At 55.9% G+C, this 15,330-nt stretch carries 15 protein-coding genes; 5 read left to right on the forward strand and 10 right to left on the reverse strand.

Annotation, left to right across the window (positions count from 1 at the left end; translation table 11 throughout):
* Nucleotides 1–278 precede the first annotated feature (278 nt).
* The 6 genes from CODIS_RS13750 to CODIS_RS13770 all read right to left on the reverse strand — a co-directional run bounded on the left by CODIS_RS13750 (nt 279) and on the right by CODIS_RS13770 (nt 4,152).
* The gene (locus tag CODIS_RS13750; protein WP_069126215.1) at nt 279–548 is read right to left on the reverse strand and encodes a helix-turn-helix domain-containing protein; all 270 of its coding nucleotides are present in this window, start codon (nt 546–548) and stop codon (nt 279–281) included.
* A gap of 18 nt (nt 549–566) precedes the next feature.
* Nucleotides 567–737: a type II toxin-antitoxin system RelE/ParE family toxin gene (locus tag CODIS_RS20545; RefSeq protein ID WP_305782116.1), complete on the reverse strand. Its 171-nt coding sequence runs from the start codon at nt 735–737 to the stop codon at nt 567–569.
* 154 nt (nt 738–891) lie between these two features.
* On the reverse strand, nt 892–1,674 hold the full coding sequence (locus CODIS_RS13755; RefSeq protein WP_069126218.1) for a metal ABC transporter permease: 783 nt from the start codon (nt 1,672–1,674) through the stop codon (nt 892–894).
* On the reverse strand, nt 1,671–2,579 hold the full coding sequence (locus tag CODIS_RS13760) for a metal ABC transporter solute-binding protein, Zn/Mn family (protein WP_069126221.1): 909 nt from the start codon (nt 2,577–2,579) through the stop codon (nt 1,671–1,673). The genes CODIS_RS13755 and CODIS_RS13760 overlap by 4 nt, the downstream gene beginning before the upstream one ends.
* 10 nt (nt 2,580–2,589) lie before the next feature.
* Nucleotides 2,590–3,792 carry a porin family protein gene (locus CODIS_RS13765; protein ID WP_069126223.1) on the reverse strand — a complete coding sequence of 401 codons (1,203 nt, stop codon included), beginning with the start codon at nt 3,790–3,792 and terminating at the stop codon, nt 2,590–2,592.
* 78 nt (nt 3,793–3,870) lie between these two features.
* Complete coding sequence (locus CODIS_RS13770) at nt 3,871–4,152, reverse strand: hypothetical protein (RefSeq protein WP_069126226.1); 282 nt, start codon at nt 4,150–4,152, stop codon at nt 3,871–3,873.
* 177 nt (nt 4,153–4,329) lie between these two features.
* On the opposite strand from CODIS_RS13770, the gene CODIS_RS13775 reads away from it, so the two are divergent.
* Genes CODIS_RS13775 through znuB form a run of 4 tightly spaced genes read left to right on the forward strand, consistent with a single transcriptional unit; the run spans nt 4,330 to nt 7,291 of the window.
* On the forward strand, nt 4,330–5,250 hold the full coding sequence (locus CODIS_RS13775; RefSeq protein WP_162420222.1) for a zinc ABC transporter substrate-binding protein: 921 nt from the start codon (nt 4,330–4,332) through the stop codon (nt 5,248–5,250).
* Nucleotides 5,247–5,750: a Fur family transcriptional regulator gene (locus CODIS_RS13780; RefSeq protein ID WP_069126228.1), complete on the forward strand. Its 504-nt coding sequence runs from the start codon at nt 5,247–5,249 to the stop codon at nt 5,748–5,750. Before CODIS_RS13775 ends, CODIS_RS13780 begins: the two co-directional genes overlap by 4 nt.
* Complete coding sequence (znuC, locus tag CODIS_RS13785; RefSeq protein ID WP_069126230.1) at nt 5,743–6,513, forward strand: zinc ABC transporter ATP-binding protein ZnuC; 771 nt, start codon at nt 5,743–5,745, stop codon at nt 6,511–6,513. Before CODIS_RS13780 ends, znuC begins: the two co-directional genes overlap by 8 nt.
* A complete protein-coding gene (znuB, locus tag CODIS_RS13790; protein WP_069126232.1) occupies nt 6,506–7,291 on the forward strand; it encodes a zinc ABC transporter permease subunit ZnuB in 786 nt (261 codons plus the stop codon). The genes znuC and znuB overlap by 8 nt, the downstream gene beginning before the upstream one ends.
* Here znuB and CODIS_RS13795 read toward each other — a convergent pair.
* Nucleotides 7,288–8,454 carry a hypothetical protein gene (locus CODIS_RS13795; protein ID WP_069126235.1) on the reverse strand — a complete coding sequence of 389 codons (1,167 nt, stop codon included), beginning with the start codon at nt 8,452–8,454 and terminating at the stop codon, nt 7,288–7,290. The two genes, znuB and CODIS_RS13795, sit on opposite strands and share 4 nt — an antisense overlap.
* A gap of 24 nt (nt 8,455–8,478) precedes the next feature.
* Between CODIS_RS13795 and CODIS_RS20550 the strand changes: the two genes are divergently transcribed.
* Nucleotides 8,479–9,783 (forward strand): gluconokinase, GntK/IdnK-type, encoded by a 1,305-nt coding sequence (locus CODIS_RS20550; protein WP_083220768.1) that lies wholly within the window; start codon nt 8,479–8,481, stop codon nt 9,781–9,783.
* Between the two features lie 9 nt (nt 9,784–9,792).
* On the opposite strand, the gene CODIS_RS13805 is transcribed toward CODIS_RS20550, so the two are convergent.
* From CODIS_RS13805 to CODIS_RS13815, 3 genes are read right to left on the reverse strand one after another with little or no spacing between them, the layout of a single operon-like run.
* Entirely contained in the window at nt 9,793–12,501 is a 2,709-nt protein-coding gene (locus CODIS_RS13805; RefSeq protein WP_069126238.1) for an MGH1-like glycoside hydrolase domain-containing protein, read from the reverse strand.
* Between the two features lie 10 nt (nt 12,502–12,511).
* Nucleotides 12,512–14,494 carry an amylo-alpha-1,6-glucosidase gene (locus CODIS_RS13810; protein WP_069126241.1) on the reverse strand — a complete coding sequence of 661 codons (1,983 nt, stop codon included), beginning with the start codon at nt 14,492–14,494 and terminating at the stop codon, nt 12,512–12,514.
* A gap of 7 nt (nt 14,495–14,501) precedes the next feature.
* Complete coding sequence (locus tag CODIS_RS13815; protein WP_069126245.1) at nt 14,502–15,317, reverse strand: SDR family oxidoreductase; 816 nt, start codon at nt 15,315–15,317, stop codon at nt 14,502–14,504.
* Nucleotides 15,318–15,330 lie beyond the last annotated feature (13 nt).

Raw genomic sequence — 15,330 nt, forward strand, 5'->3', positions numbered from 1 at the left:
AGAATAATATTCGCTAATATTAAACAAACTCTCCGATCCTATTTTCTCTTAATCTATAGCCTATCCCTGACCTCTTACACATTAAATACCCTATCTCATGTAAGACGAATCGATTGAAAAAGTTCTTGAATAGCCTAATAGAGAATCTTTTTTTATGTCGACATCAGCGGATACACAGACGCACTTCAATGCGATGGCATATTTCATATTCCGTGCCCGTGTTTCGATCGCCAACCCGCGAGACAAATTGTGTTGATGTGCACCAATTTGCACAGGGCTTAGGCAACCTTTAGTTTTACATCACTGCCAATCGCAGCCAGCATATTTACAAGCGCATCAAGGCTAAATTTCGACAGTTTTCCGCGGAACAAATCAGAAACACGCGGTTGAGTAATCCCAAGACGTTCAGCCGCTTCCTTCTGAGTCCACCCTTTAGCCTCAACTTTGCGTCTGATTTCATGAATCATGTCAGCGCGCAGACGCATATTCAGAGCTTCTGCCGGGGTATCGGCTATTGCATCAAATGCACTTTCATATTTCTTAGCCATGATTATCTTTAAGCTTCTTTAATCGTTTTTTTGCGAGATCAATATCTGCTTTACGAGTCTTTTGCGTTTTTTCTGGAAAGCATGTAGTACGTGAATCGCATCTTCCAGTTTGGCGATATAAATTACTCGATAAGCACCTGTAGTATCTTTTACTCGAATCTCCTTAACGCCTTTGCCGATGGAAGCCATTGGCTTCCTTTCCATGATCGAAAGTATATCAGATTTTATATAATATACAAATTTTTATATATTTACCGTCCTACCTGGAATGGTGTGTCTTTGGCTCTGAGTTTGGTAGTCTTTCCATTTCTCCCATTCCTTTTACGGTGCGGCAAGCCGCACCCTACTGTGTCTGACTCACATTGTGATTTGAGGGCTTTTGTCGCATCAGCCAACTGCCGATGAGCGACACCATCGCCAGGGTGTAGACGATCATCGCCCCGGCCGGCATATCGAGTAGCGCGGCCATCACCAAACCCAAAGCGTAACCCGCTGCCGCGACAGCGTAACCGATCAGATCGGCGCCCGATTCCCGCTGCCGTACTGCCAGTGCGGGAAGAATGAGTGTGGCGAAGACCAGAAAGACACCCACCAGTTGCACAGAGGCGGTGATCGCGACCGCAAACAACAGGTAGAAAAGCAGCAAGGAGCGATGTCGTAAGGGAGAGAACCAAACTACGAGTAATACACTATAGAGCAGCGCCACTGGAATGATCTGCTGGTAATTCACCCAGAGTATCTGGCCGACCAAAAGCTCCCTCAAGTGTTCCCCGCCATGGGGATTGGCCGCCAACAGCAGCACGCTGCCGCTGGAGGCGAGGATGAAGAGGCAGCCGATCAATGCCTCCTGAATCTCGGGCCAGCGACGCTCGGTCAGATTGAGCAGCAAGGCCGCACATACTGCAGCCCCGACGGCGACAAGCTGCACCTGCCACCCGCCGGGCTCCCAATGCAGCGTGTGGGCCGCCACGATGCCCATACCCGCTGTCTGCGCCACCGCCAGATCGAGAAAGATGATACCCCGTTTCAGCACCTGCCGCCCCAGGGGCACATGGGTGGAAGCCACCAGCAGGCCGGCCATGAAGGCCGGCCCCAGGATATCGATATCGAGCCCGTCCCAGCTCATGGCACAAGCGCAAGCAGACGCTGCAAGGTCTCGTCGAACAGGGTGAACAGATCGACCACGTTCTCGGCGCCGCCCACGGTATAGGGGAGTTCGACAGCCGGTATGCCGGTGAGCTGCGATAAACGCCGGGCTGCCTTCGGGCTTTGGTAATGGGTGTGAATAATGGCGAGTGGCGGCTCGGCCAGCAGCGCTTTTTTCAGTTTCGCAAGATGGCCCGAAGATGCCGGTAAGCCGGGTTTCGGTTCCAGCGATCCGGCTCTGACGATACCCAGCCAGTCGAAGAGATATTCCCAATCCTGATGGTGGACCACCAGGCGTTTGCCCCGCAGAGGCTGTGCGCGTTCTTGCCACCGCATCGTCGCCTCATCCCAGCGCAGGATAAAACTCGCCAGCCGTTCACGATAGTGCGCGGCATTCGACGAATCGAGACTTGCCAGGCGCTCACCCAAGGCAGTCGCGATCGTCTTCAACCTACGCGGATCCAGGTGGACATGGGGATTGCCGGATGCATGGACATCGCCCATCGAACGGTCGATCCTGTCGGGAATCCCCAGGCGCCCGATATGATCCGCCGCTGCGAAATAACCCGCCTGACCCGGCATGACCTTGCGATTACCGGCCTGGCGCTGCAGCATCGGCAACCAACCGATCTCCAATTCCGCACCGCTGCAGACCAGCAGGTCGGCACGCCGTACCTTGGCGATCAAACTGGGCCTCGCTTCGATACGATGGGGATCCTGATGGGCAGTGGTTGCGGAAACCACCGCCACCCGGTCGCCACCCAAAGCCCGGGTAAGGGACGCCCATTCCGGTTCACAGGCGAAAACGCTCAGGGCCGCCGCGGATGACTCCGCGATGCCCATGACCAATATCAATAGCAGAAAGCGACGATAGTAGTGCATCATGTCAGGACTCCTAAAAACGGTGTGCCCCATGGGGTCCGAGGCTCATCACGAACTGCAGCATCACGATGTCGTCGGAGTCCTCATAGGAGTCGTCCCTGGCGTACTGCAACCTGAGCCTGCTGAACTCGCTGTGGGAATAGTCGCCCATCAAGGTTATGCGTTCGGGTTTGTGGCCCTCATTGTCGAGTCCCGCTTCAGCCAGGACCTCCTCGTCAGATCCCTTGTTGTCCGATTCGAGCCGATCGTAACGCAAGCCCACGCGCCAACGGGGCATGAACTGGTAGATCCCCTGCAGATACCACCCTTCCTGTTCCCCATCGTAGGTGGTCGATTCCGGTGATTCCGATCCATCGTCCATGATGACATCGCCATCCTCGTCACGGATGAAATACTCGCCTTGAAGTTTGAAATTGCGTTGACTGGCATTCCCCAAGGGGGCCCATTTCCAAACAAAATCGATGCCTGTGACATCGCTGTCTCCGCTGTAGGTGGGCACCTCTTCCGCTTCACCCTCATGGTGGTGGCCACCGGACGTCCGGTCTTCCACCTCGGCCCGCCAATGGGAGAGGCCTAGTTGCCAGGCATGACTCTCCCCGATGTCACCGCCAATCTTGGCGAAGAGGGTGCTGGCCCCCTTGCCATCATTGCTCGCACCGCCCGCGGGAAAGCGTTCACCACGCAGCAACTCACCACCGAGTTGCAGATAGATATCGGTCGGGGCCACCCAGCTGACTTGAATACCATCATCGATAAGTTGTTCACCAAACAGACCCCGGTAGATCAGCGGTGCGTCCACAAAATCCCAGGCATGCCCATGCTGCTGATTCAGATAGCCGATCGAGGAAAAGAAGCGGCCGGCCTTGATATTCAGGCCGTTGCCCAAGGCCGATGTCTCGATGAATGCCTCCTCCAGTTCCACCTCTGTTTCACCTTCATGATCGGCAATCGCAGCGGTTAATTTCCCGTAGAACAGATCATCCACATTGGCACTAATCGCAAGCTCGTTATGGCCAAGGTGGAATCCCTCTTCCCCGCGGCCAGCTTCACCACCCAGCATAAAACCGGGCAGTTCATAATCGGATTCATTATCGAAAGCACCGAAACGTCCATCCAGGATCAGGCTGATATCGGGATTGAATAAATTATCTTTCGCAATAGCGGTGGAAGCGATTGCCAGCGACAGCGCTGACGCGATTGAAATTCGTAAAGGCATGACGGTTCTCCAACACACACTGGTGTGTGCTGCTTGTGCACACACATAGAAAACATGAGTATATTTTGAGTTTCTTGATCAAAAGTAGTGTGGTGGAGCCCTGCTTTGATAGGGATTTGCGTTCTGCCCTATAAGATCCGAGCCGGTCAGGTTTGGTGTAAGGATATAGCTGGGATTCTTGAGACTGGATCCCTCTGAACCGGTCGCCGCATGCTCCTGAGCATGCCCGACCAGGCAGAGCTCACAGACCTCATCATGATTCAGGTCGTGCTGATGGTATAAATGGTCCAACCACCCGGCTTGAGCTATCAGGAAACCGAGCGCAAATATGCCTCGCAGAAGGCGAGTCAAATCACCCACGGATTTCCCATACCTGATCGTGATTATTGGCATTCATGGGTCGGCATAAGCGCCTATCTTGATGTCTATTCATGTTGTTATAATATAACATAACATTATTGACAATTCCCCAGTGCATAAAAAGCAACCTGCTCTCGAAATGATATGACGCCTTTGAGACATTACTTTAGTCTAATTATGGTGCTCTGCAGCCTGTCGGGTAATGCCCATGGGGCACTGAACGTAGTGGTCAGTCTGAAACCGGTGCATTCACTGTTGGCAAGCTTGATGCAAGATGTGGCGGAGCCGCGGCTTCTGCTGGACGATAGTCAGTCACCACACGACGTGAGTCTCAAACCTTCCCAGGTCAGGATGCTCAACCAGGCGGATTTGATCGTCTGGGTCGGGCCCACACTTGAGCCTGCCCTCTCCCACCTTTTACAGCGGCAATCCTTCGAGGCGCCAATTCTCAGTTTGCTCGAAACCCCCGATCTTAATCTATTGCCGATTCGAAACCGGCACGAGTGGCGTTCTCATGGGCATCCTCACGATCACGGCGACAGTCACCCGGATCAAGCCGAGATTCCAGCCATGCTTGACAATCACATCTGGCTGTCACCGGATAATGCGGCAGCGATGGTTCGTCACCTGACCCAAAGGCTGATCGAACTGGATGACACCCATAGCGAAATTTTCCGGAAAAACAGCCGCAATCTGTTGAACCGGCTGCATACTTTCGACGACGAACTTAGCAGTCAACTGAAACCGATCGCAAACACACCCTACATTGTTTTCCACGATGCCTATCAATATTTCGAAGCCCACTATGACATGCACACTGTAGGCACAGTGAACATTAGCCCGGAACAGTTGTCCGGTGCACGGCATGTTCACCGGTTGAGACAGACAATCAAAGAGAGAGGCGCCCGTTGCATCTTCACCGAACCGCAGTTCGAACCCAAGCTTGTACATACCCTGGTGGAGGATCTTGCGGTAAAGACAGGAGAGTTGGATCCACTGGGTAAGCAGTTGACTCCAGGACCCGATTGTTACTTCTCATTGATGCGGGGGCTTGCAGACAACCTGCTCGACTGCCTGTCCGGGGAGATACCCAAATGAGTTTACCCAAGCAGCATCAACAGTTCCCCACTGCCGATCACGATCACCAGCACTGTGTAGAGCGTGCCCTTGATGAGGCGAAAAACTATTGTCGCAAGAGAGGGGTGCGCTTGACCAAACTGCGCCACCGGGTCCTGGAGCTGATCTGGGCCAATCATCGTCCTGTGGGCGCCTACGATCTCCTGCAACAACTGACATTGGACGGACACAAGGCAGCGCCGCCCACGGTCTACCGCTCCCTCGATTTCCTCCTCGAGAACGGACTCATCCATCGCATCAACTCGCTGAATGCCTTTGTCGGCTGCGACCATCCCGGGCTTGACCACAGCGCGCAGTTTTTTATCTGCCACAGATGCGGTCAGGCTGCCGAACTGGAAGATACCAAGATCGAATCCGCCATAGCCGATCATGCCAAAAGAATCGGTTTCAGCATCGAGCGAAGGAGCATTGAGATCACGGGGGTCTGTACACACTGCATGGGCGAGTGTCGCAATGCCTGATGATGAACTTCCGCTGGTTGCCGCCAAAGAGATCTGTGTCAACCTGCAAGGCCGGCAACTCCTTGAAAATGTCAGTCTCAAAGTGGACCCGGGTGAAATCGTCACCCTGATAGGGCCTAACGGAGCAGGTAAAACAACCCTGGTCCGGATCATACTCGGCCTGCTCAAGGCTGATTCGGGAGAGGTAACCATGCGCCCGGACCTGCGTATCGGGTATATGCCGCAGCAACTGGCCCTATCCGAGAATATGCCTTTGACTGTCAGACGCTTCTTATCCCTGGGGAGCGAGCGACGCGATATTGAAATCAAGGGTATTGTGAATGAACTGGCCATTGCACAGTTGATGCAGCAACCGATGCAGCGTCTCTCCGGCGGTGAACGCCAGCGGGTCCTGCTGGCCAGGTCACTGATGCGTCGTCCCGACCTGCTGGTCCTCGACGAACCGGTACAGGGGGTGGACATCACCGGCCAGGCATCCCTGTACGCCTTGATCACGGAGATCCGTGATCGATTCGGCTGCGGCGTATTGATGATCTCCCATGACCTCCATCTGGTCATGGCCACCACGGACCAGGTACTCTGCCTCAATCAGCACGTCTGCTGCTCCGGTCATCCGGAGAGCGTCAGCCAGCACCCCGCCTATCTAGAGCTGTTCGGCTCGCCGGCCAGTGCCAAGCTGGCGGTCTATACCCATCACCACGACCACACCCACGATATCCATGGAGATGTCGAGGAGACCGGTGAGGAGCATACCCATGGATGATTTCCTGATTCGCGCGCTGATCGCCGGTCTGGGTGTCGCCCTGGTGACAGGGCCGTTGGGTGTATTCGTGGTCTGGCGGCGCATGGCCTATTTTGGGGACACCCTGGCCCACTCCGCGTTGCTGGGTGTTGCCCTTGGCTTTCTGTTGGGCATCAGCCTCAACCTCTCCGTTATCTTACTGGGGATTTTTCTGGCGCTGCTGCTGGTGGGCATGAGCGGCAATCGTCAACTGTCCCAGGATACGCAACTCGGCATCCTGGCTCATAGCGCACTCTCCCTGGGCCTGGTGGTGATGGCCTTTCAAACCTCGGTCAGGATTGATCTGATGGGGTATCTGTTCGGCGATATTCTGGCGGTAACGGCTGATGATCTGCTCTGGGTGTGGGGTGGCGGCCTACTTGTACTGCTGGTCTTGATCATGATCTGGCGTCCCCTGCTCTCCCTGACGGTGCACGAAGAGCTGGCCCAGGTGGAGGGCGTGCCCGTGGAACGAATGCGATTGATCTTCATGCTGCTGATCGCTCTAGTGATCGCGGTCTCCATGAAAATCGTCGGAGTGCTGCTGATCACCTCCATGATGATCATCCCGGCGGCGGCGGCCAGGCGTTTCAGCCGCACGCCTGAGCAGATGGCTTTAGTGGCAGCGGCGGTCGGCGCAGTCGCCGTGGTCCTGGGATTGGCCGTCTCCTGGCAATGGGATACGCCGGCCGGACCTTCGGTCGTAGTGGCTGCTGCATTGCTTTTCGGCGTGACCCAACTCAGCAGAAAACCAGTCTAATCCGCCGGCCAGTACTCTGTTCCGATACCATCGCCTAAATCAGCCTCTATCAGGCGTCGCCTTACCTCGAGCAACTTCTCCAGCAGTGCCTGTTCGGCAGCCTCATAAGCTTCGGCATCAGGCACCCGCTTCACCACCACCCCTAGCAGCTCCGTAATCGCGTTGCCGATCGAGTTCTGACTGATGGTGACGATCAGCTTGCCGCTCTCATTTCGATAGATCAGCTGCTTGAATGCCGGTTGCCAACGGATGGAATTAGCGTACTTGGCGTCGACGATGCATTGATCCCTGACCCGCTTCGCCGTGGCGAGAAAATCGTTATTGAACAGCAGGACGCTCTCAACCTGCTTCGGATAGTAGATATCCTTAGGCATGGGTGCGTTGCGGGTGGAAACCTGACTGAAAAATGTCCGATAGAAATCGATGAAACCCTCGAGAACGGCATCGTACTCTTGCCAGAAACGGATGTCTTTCAGGGCATCCACTCCGCCCCTTATCTCCCAGCAGGGCAGCCCCTGAGGATAGCCGGTCAGCTTGATATTAGAATCCTCCGAACTGATGGGCTTCAGCACCCTGAGATCAAGGGCCCGGTTGAAAAACTCCCGATAGACATCACGCATATAGGACTGGAAGAGGCTGTGCTGCCCACCGTCGGTCAGGTTGGGGTTGGCAGAATCGGCTAACGCCGCATCACGCAGCTGCTGCATGGGGAATACAATGAAATGGTTATGCAGCATGCGGATGCTCGGCACACCCGGCGAAGTCAGAGGCCAGGTGGCATCCAGGCTGGCCTCACCGGCCAACAGCAAATGTTCCGTGGGATCGGGATAGGTCTCCAGCATGTAGCCGATGATGATCTGATTCATGCGATTCCAAACATGCCGCACGTTATCCGGCACCTGTGTCCGCCGCACCGGCCTGCCGAGGGGATCGAGTATCACCTGGGAGGTGTTGTAGATGATGGAGGTATCGAACTCGTTGCTGTGACCCAGGGCCTTGCGATAGAGGAGAAGATTCTCCGGATTCATCAACAGGCCGTTATTGTGCACCAGGTCATTCAGATTTTCCGTACTGTTGAAAAACTCGTTGGGTTTCATCCCCTCCGGCACATCCAGCGGTATGGAGCGAAAGGGGTTGATGATTTCGCGGGGTCCGTACTCCATCAATTAAAGCCTCCAATTGATTTGATGTCAGATTTGCATCTTATCATCCCATGCATTCCGACCTGGACTCCCATCAATCGCTGGCTGCTGGCAAAGCGCCTGGGATGGCCTTTTATCGAAGGTGACGACTACCACCCGGCAGAGAACAGGGAAAAGATGTCGACCGGCATTCCCCTTGACGATACGGATCGCCAACCCTGGCTGAATGCGTTGGAGAAGATAATAACTGACCACCTCGAATCCGGTGATAATGCGGTCCTCGCCAGTTCGGCGTTAAAAAGCCGATATCGGAAGCAACTCCAGGTGGACCATGAACAGGTTCGGCCGATCTATCTCAGCGGCTCCTACGAACTGATCCTGGCGCGGCTTAAACAGCGCATCGGACACTTCATGAAACCGGGCATGTTACAGAGCCAGTTCGATGCCCTGGAGAGACCCACCGGTACCTTGGTGATCGAGATACATCAACCGCCAGAAAAAATCGTCGATACGATCATCGACAAACTCTCGCTGCCTGCCACTCAGCTGCTTCTGGATGGCCTGATGTTCCCCGAAGCACCCCGTTGGCGGGACGGCTGGCTCTGGTTCACCGACCAGCATGCCGGACACATCGTACGGGTCACACCCCAGGGGAAGGCAGAGACCGTCGCCACCCTGGATGATCTGCCGGGGGGACTCGGCTGGCTGCCGGACGGGCGTCTGCTGGTGGTATCGATGACCCGACGACAGCTACTGGTGCTGGAGAATGGCACTCTGCGACCCTATGCAGACCTCTCCCGCCTCGCCTCATTCCACTGTAACGACATGTTGAGCGATCCCCGGGGTCGCTGCTATGTGGGCAACTTCGGCTACGATCTGCACGGCGGTGCCGAACAGCGCCCCGCCGAACTGATCCTGGTGGATGTGCAAGGCGAGTGTTCGGTTGTGGCTGATGAGATGATTTTTCCCAACGGTTGCACCCTCACCCCGGATGCTTCCAACCTGTTGGTGGCCGAGACATTCGCCTCGCGCATTACCGTATTCGACGTGCAAACAGACGGCAGCTTATCAAACCGGCGGGTATGGGCCGAACTCGGCGATGCCTACCCGGACGGCATCTGCCTGGATAAGGATGGACTGCTGTGGATCGCCGCACCCAACCGGTCGCGTCTGCTTTTGGTACGCGAGGGCGGCGAGATTGTGCGCAGTGTAAAACCTCTGGGATCACCCTATGCCTGTATGTTGGGGGGCAATGATGGTGATCGTCTCTTCATCGCTAGCTCGGAGACCGATGATCCCGAGTCAGCAAAACAGCAAAAGAGTGGAAGAATAGAGGTGTTGAGAGTTTAGCCGGCACAACTATCTCGCCATCGACTCATCCTCATACCCGAGAAAGACCGGTATATCCTTGCGATAGCGCCGCATCACCAGGTTGGCCAGCAAGCCTGTCCAACCGGTCTGGTGACAGGCGCCCAGCCCCTGCCCGGTTTCCGCGTGGAAATATTCATAAAACAGGTTGAGATGACGCCAGCTCTCTTCGGTCTGGAAGGGACTGTCGCGGCGCAGTGCCGGGATCTTGCCCTGCGGGTCCCGCCGGTAGAGATCGACGAGCCGTTCCGAGATCAGCGTCGCGATCTCCCGCAGGGTAAGTTGCCGGTCGGGCAGAGAGGGCACCGGATATTTGAATTCGTCGCCCAGGAAACGGTGGAACTTCTCCAATGCCTGCACCAGGGCATAGTTGGTGGGCAGCCATACCGGGCCGCGCCAGTTGGAGTTGCCGCCGAACAGCCCGCTCTCCGATTCGCCAGGCAGATAACGGATGCCTGTGTGACCGATACCGGGCAGATGACCGAGATCCTGATAGGTTTCGTGCAGCTTGCTGAGACTGCGCACGCCATAAGGCGACAGGAACTCGTCCTCGTTCAACAGACGGTTCAGGATCCGGGGCAGCATGTTGTGATCGACCAACGCCAGCAGGTGTTCGCCGCGGTCGTTCTCCCAATCGGGGCAGGCGCAGACATAACTGCCCTGAAACAGACCTTTCTTGTGTGTCTTCAACATCTCCTGAAAGCGCGGCACATTCGTCAGCAGGCGCCGGTCGACGACCTCGGTGGCGAACAGCGGAATCAGACCGACCCAGGAGTAGACATCGATGCGATGGTGGTGACCTTCCGGGGTGATCAGAAGATCCTTGAAAAATCTCGTTTCCATATCCCACAAGGCTGGACCGTTGTCGTCACCGCCGCTGATCGCCTTGGCAATGGATAGGAATTGTTCATAACACTGGATGGCGATCGCTTCGTAATCCCTGTCCTCAATCGCCAGCTCCAGGGCGATCATGGTCATGTTGAGGGCGAACATGGCCATCCAGCCGGTGGCATCCGCCTGTTTAAGGACATAGCCCGGCGGCAGGGGCTTCGAGCGGTCGAAGACCGAGATATTGTCGAGACCGAGGAATCCTCCCTCGAACAGATTATGCCCATGCTTGTCCTTGCGGTTGATCCACCAGGCGTAGTTCAACAGCAGTTTGTGGAACACCCGCTGCAGAAAGTTTCTGTCCCCCGCCCCCCGCTGCACCCGCTCGGCGCGATAGACCTTGAGGGTGCCCCAGGCATGGACCGGCGGATTGACATCCCCGAAGGCCCATTCATAGGCGGGTATCTGCCCGTTCGGGTGGAGATAGTTTTCCCCCAACACGACTTCGATCTGCTGTTTGGCGAACTCCACATCCACCAGGGCGAGCGCCACACAGTGAAAGGCCAGATCCCAGGCGGCGAACCATGGATACTCCCAGGCATCCGGCATCGACAGGACATCCGCCGCGCGCAGATGCCGCCAACCATGATTGCGTCCCCGTCTACGCTCCCGGGGTGGTTTCAGCTGATCCCCTTCCAGCCATCGTTGCACGTTGAAATGGAAGAACTGTTTGCTCCAGATCATCCCGGCCAGGGCCTGGCGCATGATCCGGTGATCCTCCACACCACCCTCCGGCAGCAGCTGGTCGTAGAAAATATCCGCCTCGGAGCGTCGTTGTGCAAACAGCTTCTCCCGTTCGTGAAAAGGCCGCCGCAAGGGTTGTGCACTGAGTATTAAATCGATCTTCTTCGACTCACCGCCGGCCACATTGAGATGGTATCTGGCGGCGAACTTTGTACCCCTCGCATCGGGATTGACCGCATCGGTCTCGCCTGCCACCACATAGCGGTGAAAGGCATCCTTTACATAGGTTGTGGGCGATGCCAATCCCCAGAGACGTGCACTATTTGTCTCGTTTTCCGTAAACAGCAGTTCAGCTTCCTGCTCGCCGTAGAGCCAATAATCACCCAAGGTTTTGTGATGACACTTTACGCTCCACGCTGTCTCGTCAGATGTTGGCGTATCACGATGCAATTCCGGCTTTTCAGCGTCTTCATCCCCCCATGACCAGGTATTGCGAAACCAGAGTTGAGGCAACAGATCGATTTCGGCCTCTCTCTCTGAGCGGTTATGCAGGGTGATGCGAATCGCAATCTGCTCTGCCGTGGCCTTGGCATAGCAGACATCCACATCCCAGAAATCCTGGTTATTGAATATCCCGCTATCCAATAAATTGAATGAAGGCTCGAGCCGACTGCGCTGTCTGTTCTCCTCTGCCAACCGATCATAGGGATAGGCCGCCTGGGGGTATTTATAGAGATAGCGAAGCCAACTGTGGCTCGGCAAGGCATCGGTGTAGAAGTAGTACTCTTTGACATCCTCGCCCCGGTTACCCTGATTGCCGGTAAGACCGAAGGCGCGCTCCTTCAGAAAAGCATCCTCACCGTTCCACAAGGCCAACGCAAAACAGAGTCTTTGCCGTTCATCACAGATACCGCCCAGTCCGTCCTCGTTCCAGCGGTAGGTGCGGGATCGTGACTGGTCGTGATCGAAATACTCCCAGGCAGTGCCATGGCTGCTGTAATCCTCGCGCACGGTGCCCCATGCCCGTTCAGAAAGATAGGGCCCCCACAATCGCCAATCAGCCTCCCCGAGGCGTTGCTGTTCAAGTCGTTTGTGTTCCTCATCGAGCTGCCGTTGACCCGAACCCATTACCACTCCTTCATAACCGCTTCGCCTGTTCGAGGCGCCACCAGGCGTCCAACGTGCATGCTACCGACCAGGCCTGGGCCGGCGCACCGGTCGCCCTGTGCGGCGGATCGCCATCGAAGATCTCACTGATCGAGCCCAGCCCCGCATCCAGCAGGTGATCGGCCAGCGGCTCAAGACGTTTTTGAGCCGCTTCCGCATCACCCTTTACGCGGTATTCAGCCAGGGCGTAGTGACCCAGCAACCATGCCCAAACCGTACCCTGGTGGTAAGCGCCGTCCCGGTCCGCGACGCCTCCCCGATAGTGTCCACGGTAGGACTTGTCACGGGGACTCAAGGAGCGCAGGCCATAAGAGCAAAGCAACTCGTGACCACACACCTCGACGACACTTCGGCAGGCTGCCCCATCAAGCGGTGAATGCGGGAGACTGACGGCCAGGATCTGATTGGGACGGATCGCCGCATCATCACCTGTCGGTCCGTCCAGCAGATCGTAAAGCCCATGCCCGTCCTTACGCAGAAAACGTTTGAAGCTGCCGCCTACCGCAATGGCAATATCCCGATAGGGTTGCCCGGACCTGCCCAAGCGTATTGCGAAGTCGGTCATGATTGTGAGGGTGTTATACCAGAGTGCGTTGATCTCCACCGGCTTGCCCATACGCGGTGTGACCACCCATTCACCGACCTTCGCATCCATCCAGGTCAACTGCACGCCGTTCTCTCCTGCATGCAGCAGGTGGTCATCGGGATCCATGCCAATCCCATATCGGGTGCCTTTGAGATGCCAATCGATCATCTCCTCCAGTATCTTGAAACACTGCTTCAAGAGCTTGTCGTCCTGGGTCGCATCGATGTAGGCCCGCCAAGCCTCGAAATACCAGAGGGCGGCATCGACGGTATTGTATTCGGCCTGCTCACCGGCGCCAACGAACCGGTTGGGCAGTTGTCCCTGATCGACGAGTTCCGCGTAACCCAGCAGAATCGAGCGAGCGATATCCGTTCTTCCCGTCGCAACGGTCAGACCAGGCAATGAGATCATGGTGTCTCTGCCCCAGTCGCCGAACCAAGGATAACCGGCAATGATCGAATGACCGGTATGATTGGAGGGCAATATCCTTTCGATTAAAAAATCATCCGCCGATAACAGCAGCCGTCGTATCCAGTCAGGGGCCGTACCGTCAATGCTTCCTTTGCTACCTTTTGTCAGTTTCGCATCCCGTTCGATAAACCGTTTCATCGATGACTCGATATCAAAGTCGATTTTATTCTCAAGCGAAACAGCGAACCCGGCCCACTCGCCTTGCTGTAATCGAATGGTGACCCGACCGACCGACAGATTGTTGTCCAATGAAGCGAGGCCACGCTGCTCTTCTCTACTCAGCAGGAAGCCTTCGTACCAGTGTTGCCAGGGTTCAAAGGCGGCATCCGTGGTATGAATCGAGAGACGGTCCCCTTCAGGCCATTCGATGCACATGCCGCAATCCGACTCAGTGACCGACGCGGTGGTATCCCTGATATGCATATTGCCGTGGTGATCGCGCCGGTTGGCCAGCATATTGACGTTCAACTCGGCCTTCCCATTCCAGCCGGAGAGCCGATAAGCCACATAGGTGGTTGCCTGCCCGCGCTCCATCCAAATACGCATCTCCAGGTTCATTTGACCGAGGGTGAAACGCCACACCGGCATCCTGCCCAGCAATCGAAAACTCTCCAGATACCGATAACCATGGGGCTCGATCACATTGCCATACCAACGATTGGTGAATAGCGGCCACTCCCTGCCGTCGAGTCGCAGGGTGGCATCCCCCTTGGCCATCATAAGATGGTGATCCAGAGCACCGCTCAGGGGAGCGATCAACAACCCATGGTATCGGCGTGTCAAGCTGGATGCGATGGTACCCGCCGCATAGGCGCCGGAGCCATTGGTCAACAGCCACTCGCAGCGTTCCGCCCGGTTGAGATCCCCACAGACAGCACGACCGAAGCGAATTGACATCGGTAGTTCAACCACCTTCTCTGAACCCCGGATAGAGGGTCATTCCGCCATCCACAAACAGTGTAGTTCCCGTAACATAGTCTGACTCATCCGACGCAAGCCAGACCACGGCTTTGGCAATATCGGCGGGATCGCCGATACGTTCATAGGGAATCAGTTTCAGCAATGAGGCCTCCGCATCGGGCGTCTCCCACGCATTTCGGTTGATCGGCGTACGGATAGCGCCCGGTGCGATACCGTTGACACGGATCTTCTGATGCGCCAACTCTTGCGCAACACTCTGCATGAACATCATCACACCCCCTTTCGATGCCGCGTAATTAACGTGTCCGGCCCAAGGAATCACTTCATGCACAGAGGACATGCAGATCACCTTACCGGCAGCACATGACAACTCTGTGACAACCCCCCTTCTGACAAACTCTTTGGTCGCTTCCCTGGTGCAGAGAAACTGTCCCGTGAGATTCACGTCCATCACCTTATTCCACTGCGCCAGCGTCATATCGACAAAAGGTGCATCCCGTTGAATTCCGGCGTTGTTGACCAGAATATCGATACTCCCCCAGGCATCGATCATCTGGTTGAACATTGCCTGCACATCACCCTCATGACTGACATCACCGTATAACGCCATTGCATCGCCGCCGGATTTCTCAATCTCATTGACCAGTTTTATGGCATCCGATTCATTGACGACATAGTTAATGACCACCTTGGCACCCGCCATGGCGAGCCCTCGCGCAACGGCCGCACCGATGCCTGAATTGGCGCCTGTCACTAAGGCCCGCTGCCCGGCCAGCAAGTCTGATTTTTTACCGCTCATTCTCCCCTCACCC

The sequence above is a fragment of the Candidatus Thiodiazotropha endolucinida genome (genome assembly GCF_001715975.1).
Lineage (GTDB): Bacteria > Pseudomonadota > Gammaproteobacteria > Chromatiales > Chromatiaceae > Thiodiazotropha > Thiodiazotropha endolucinida.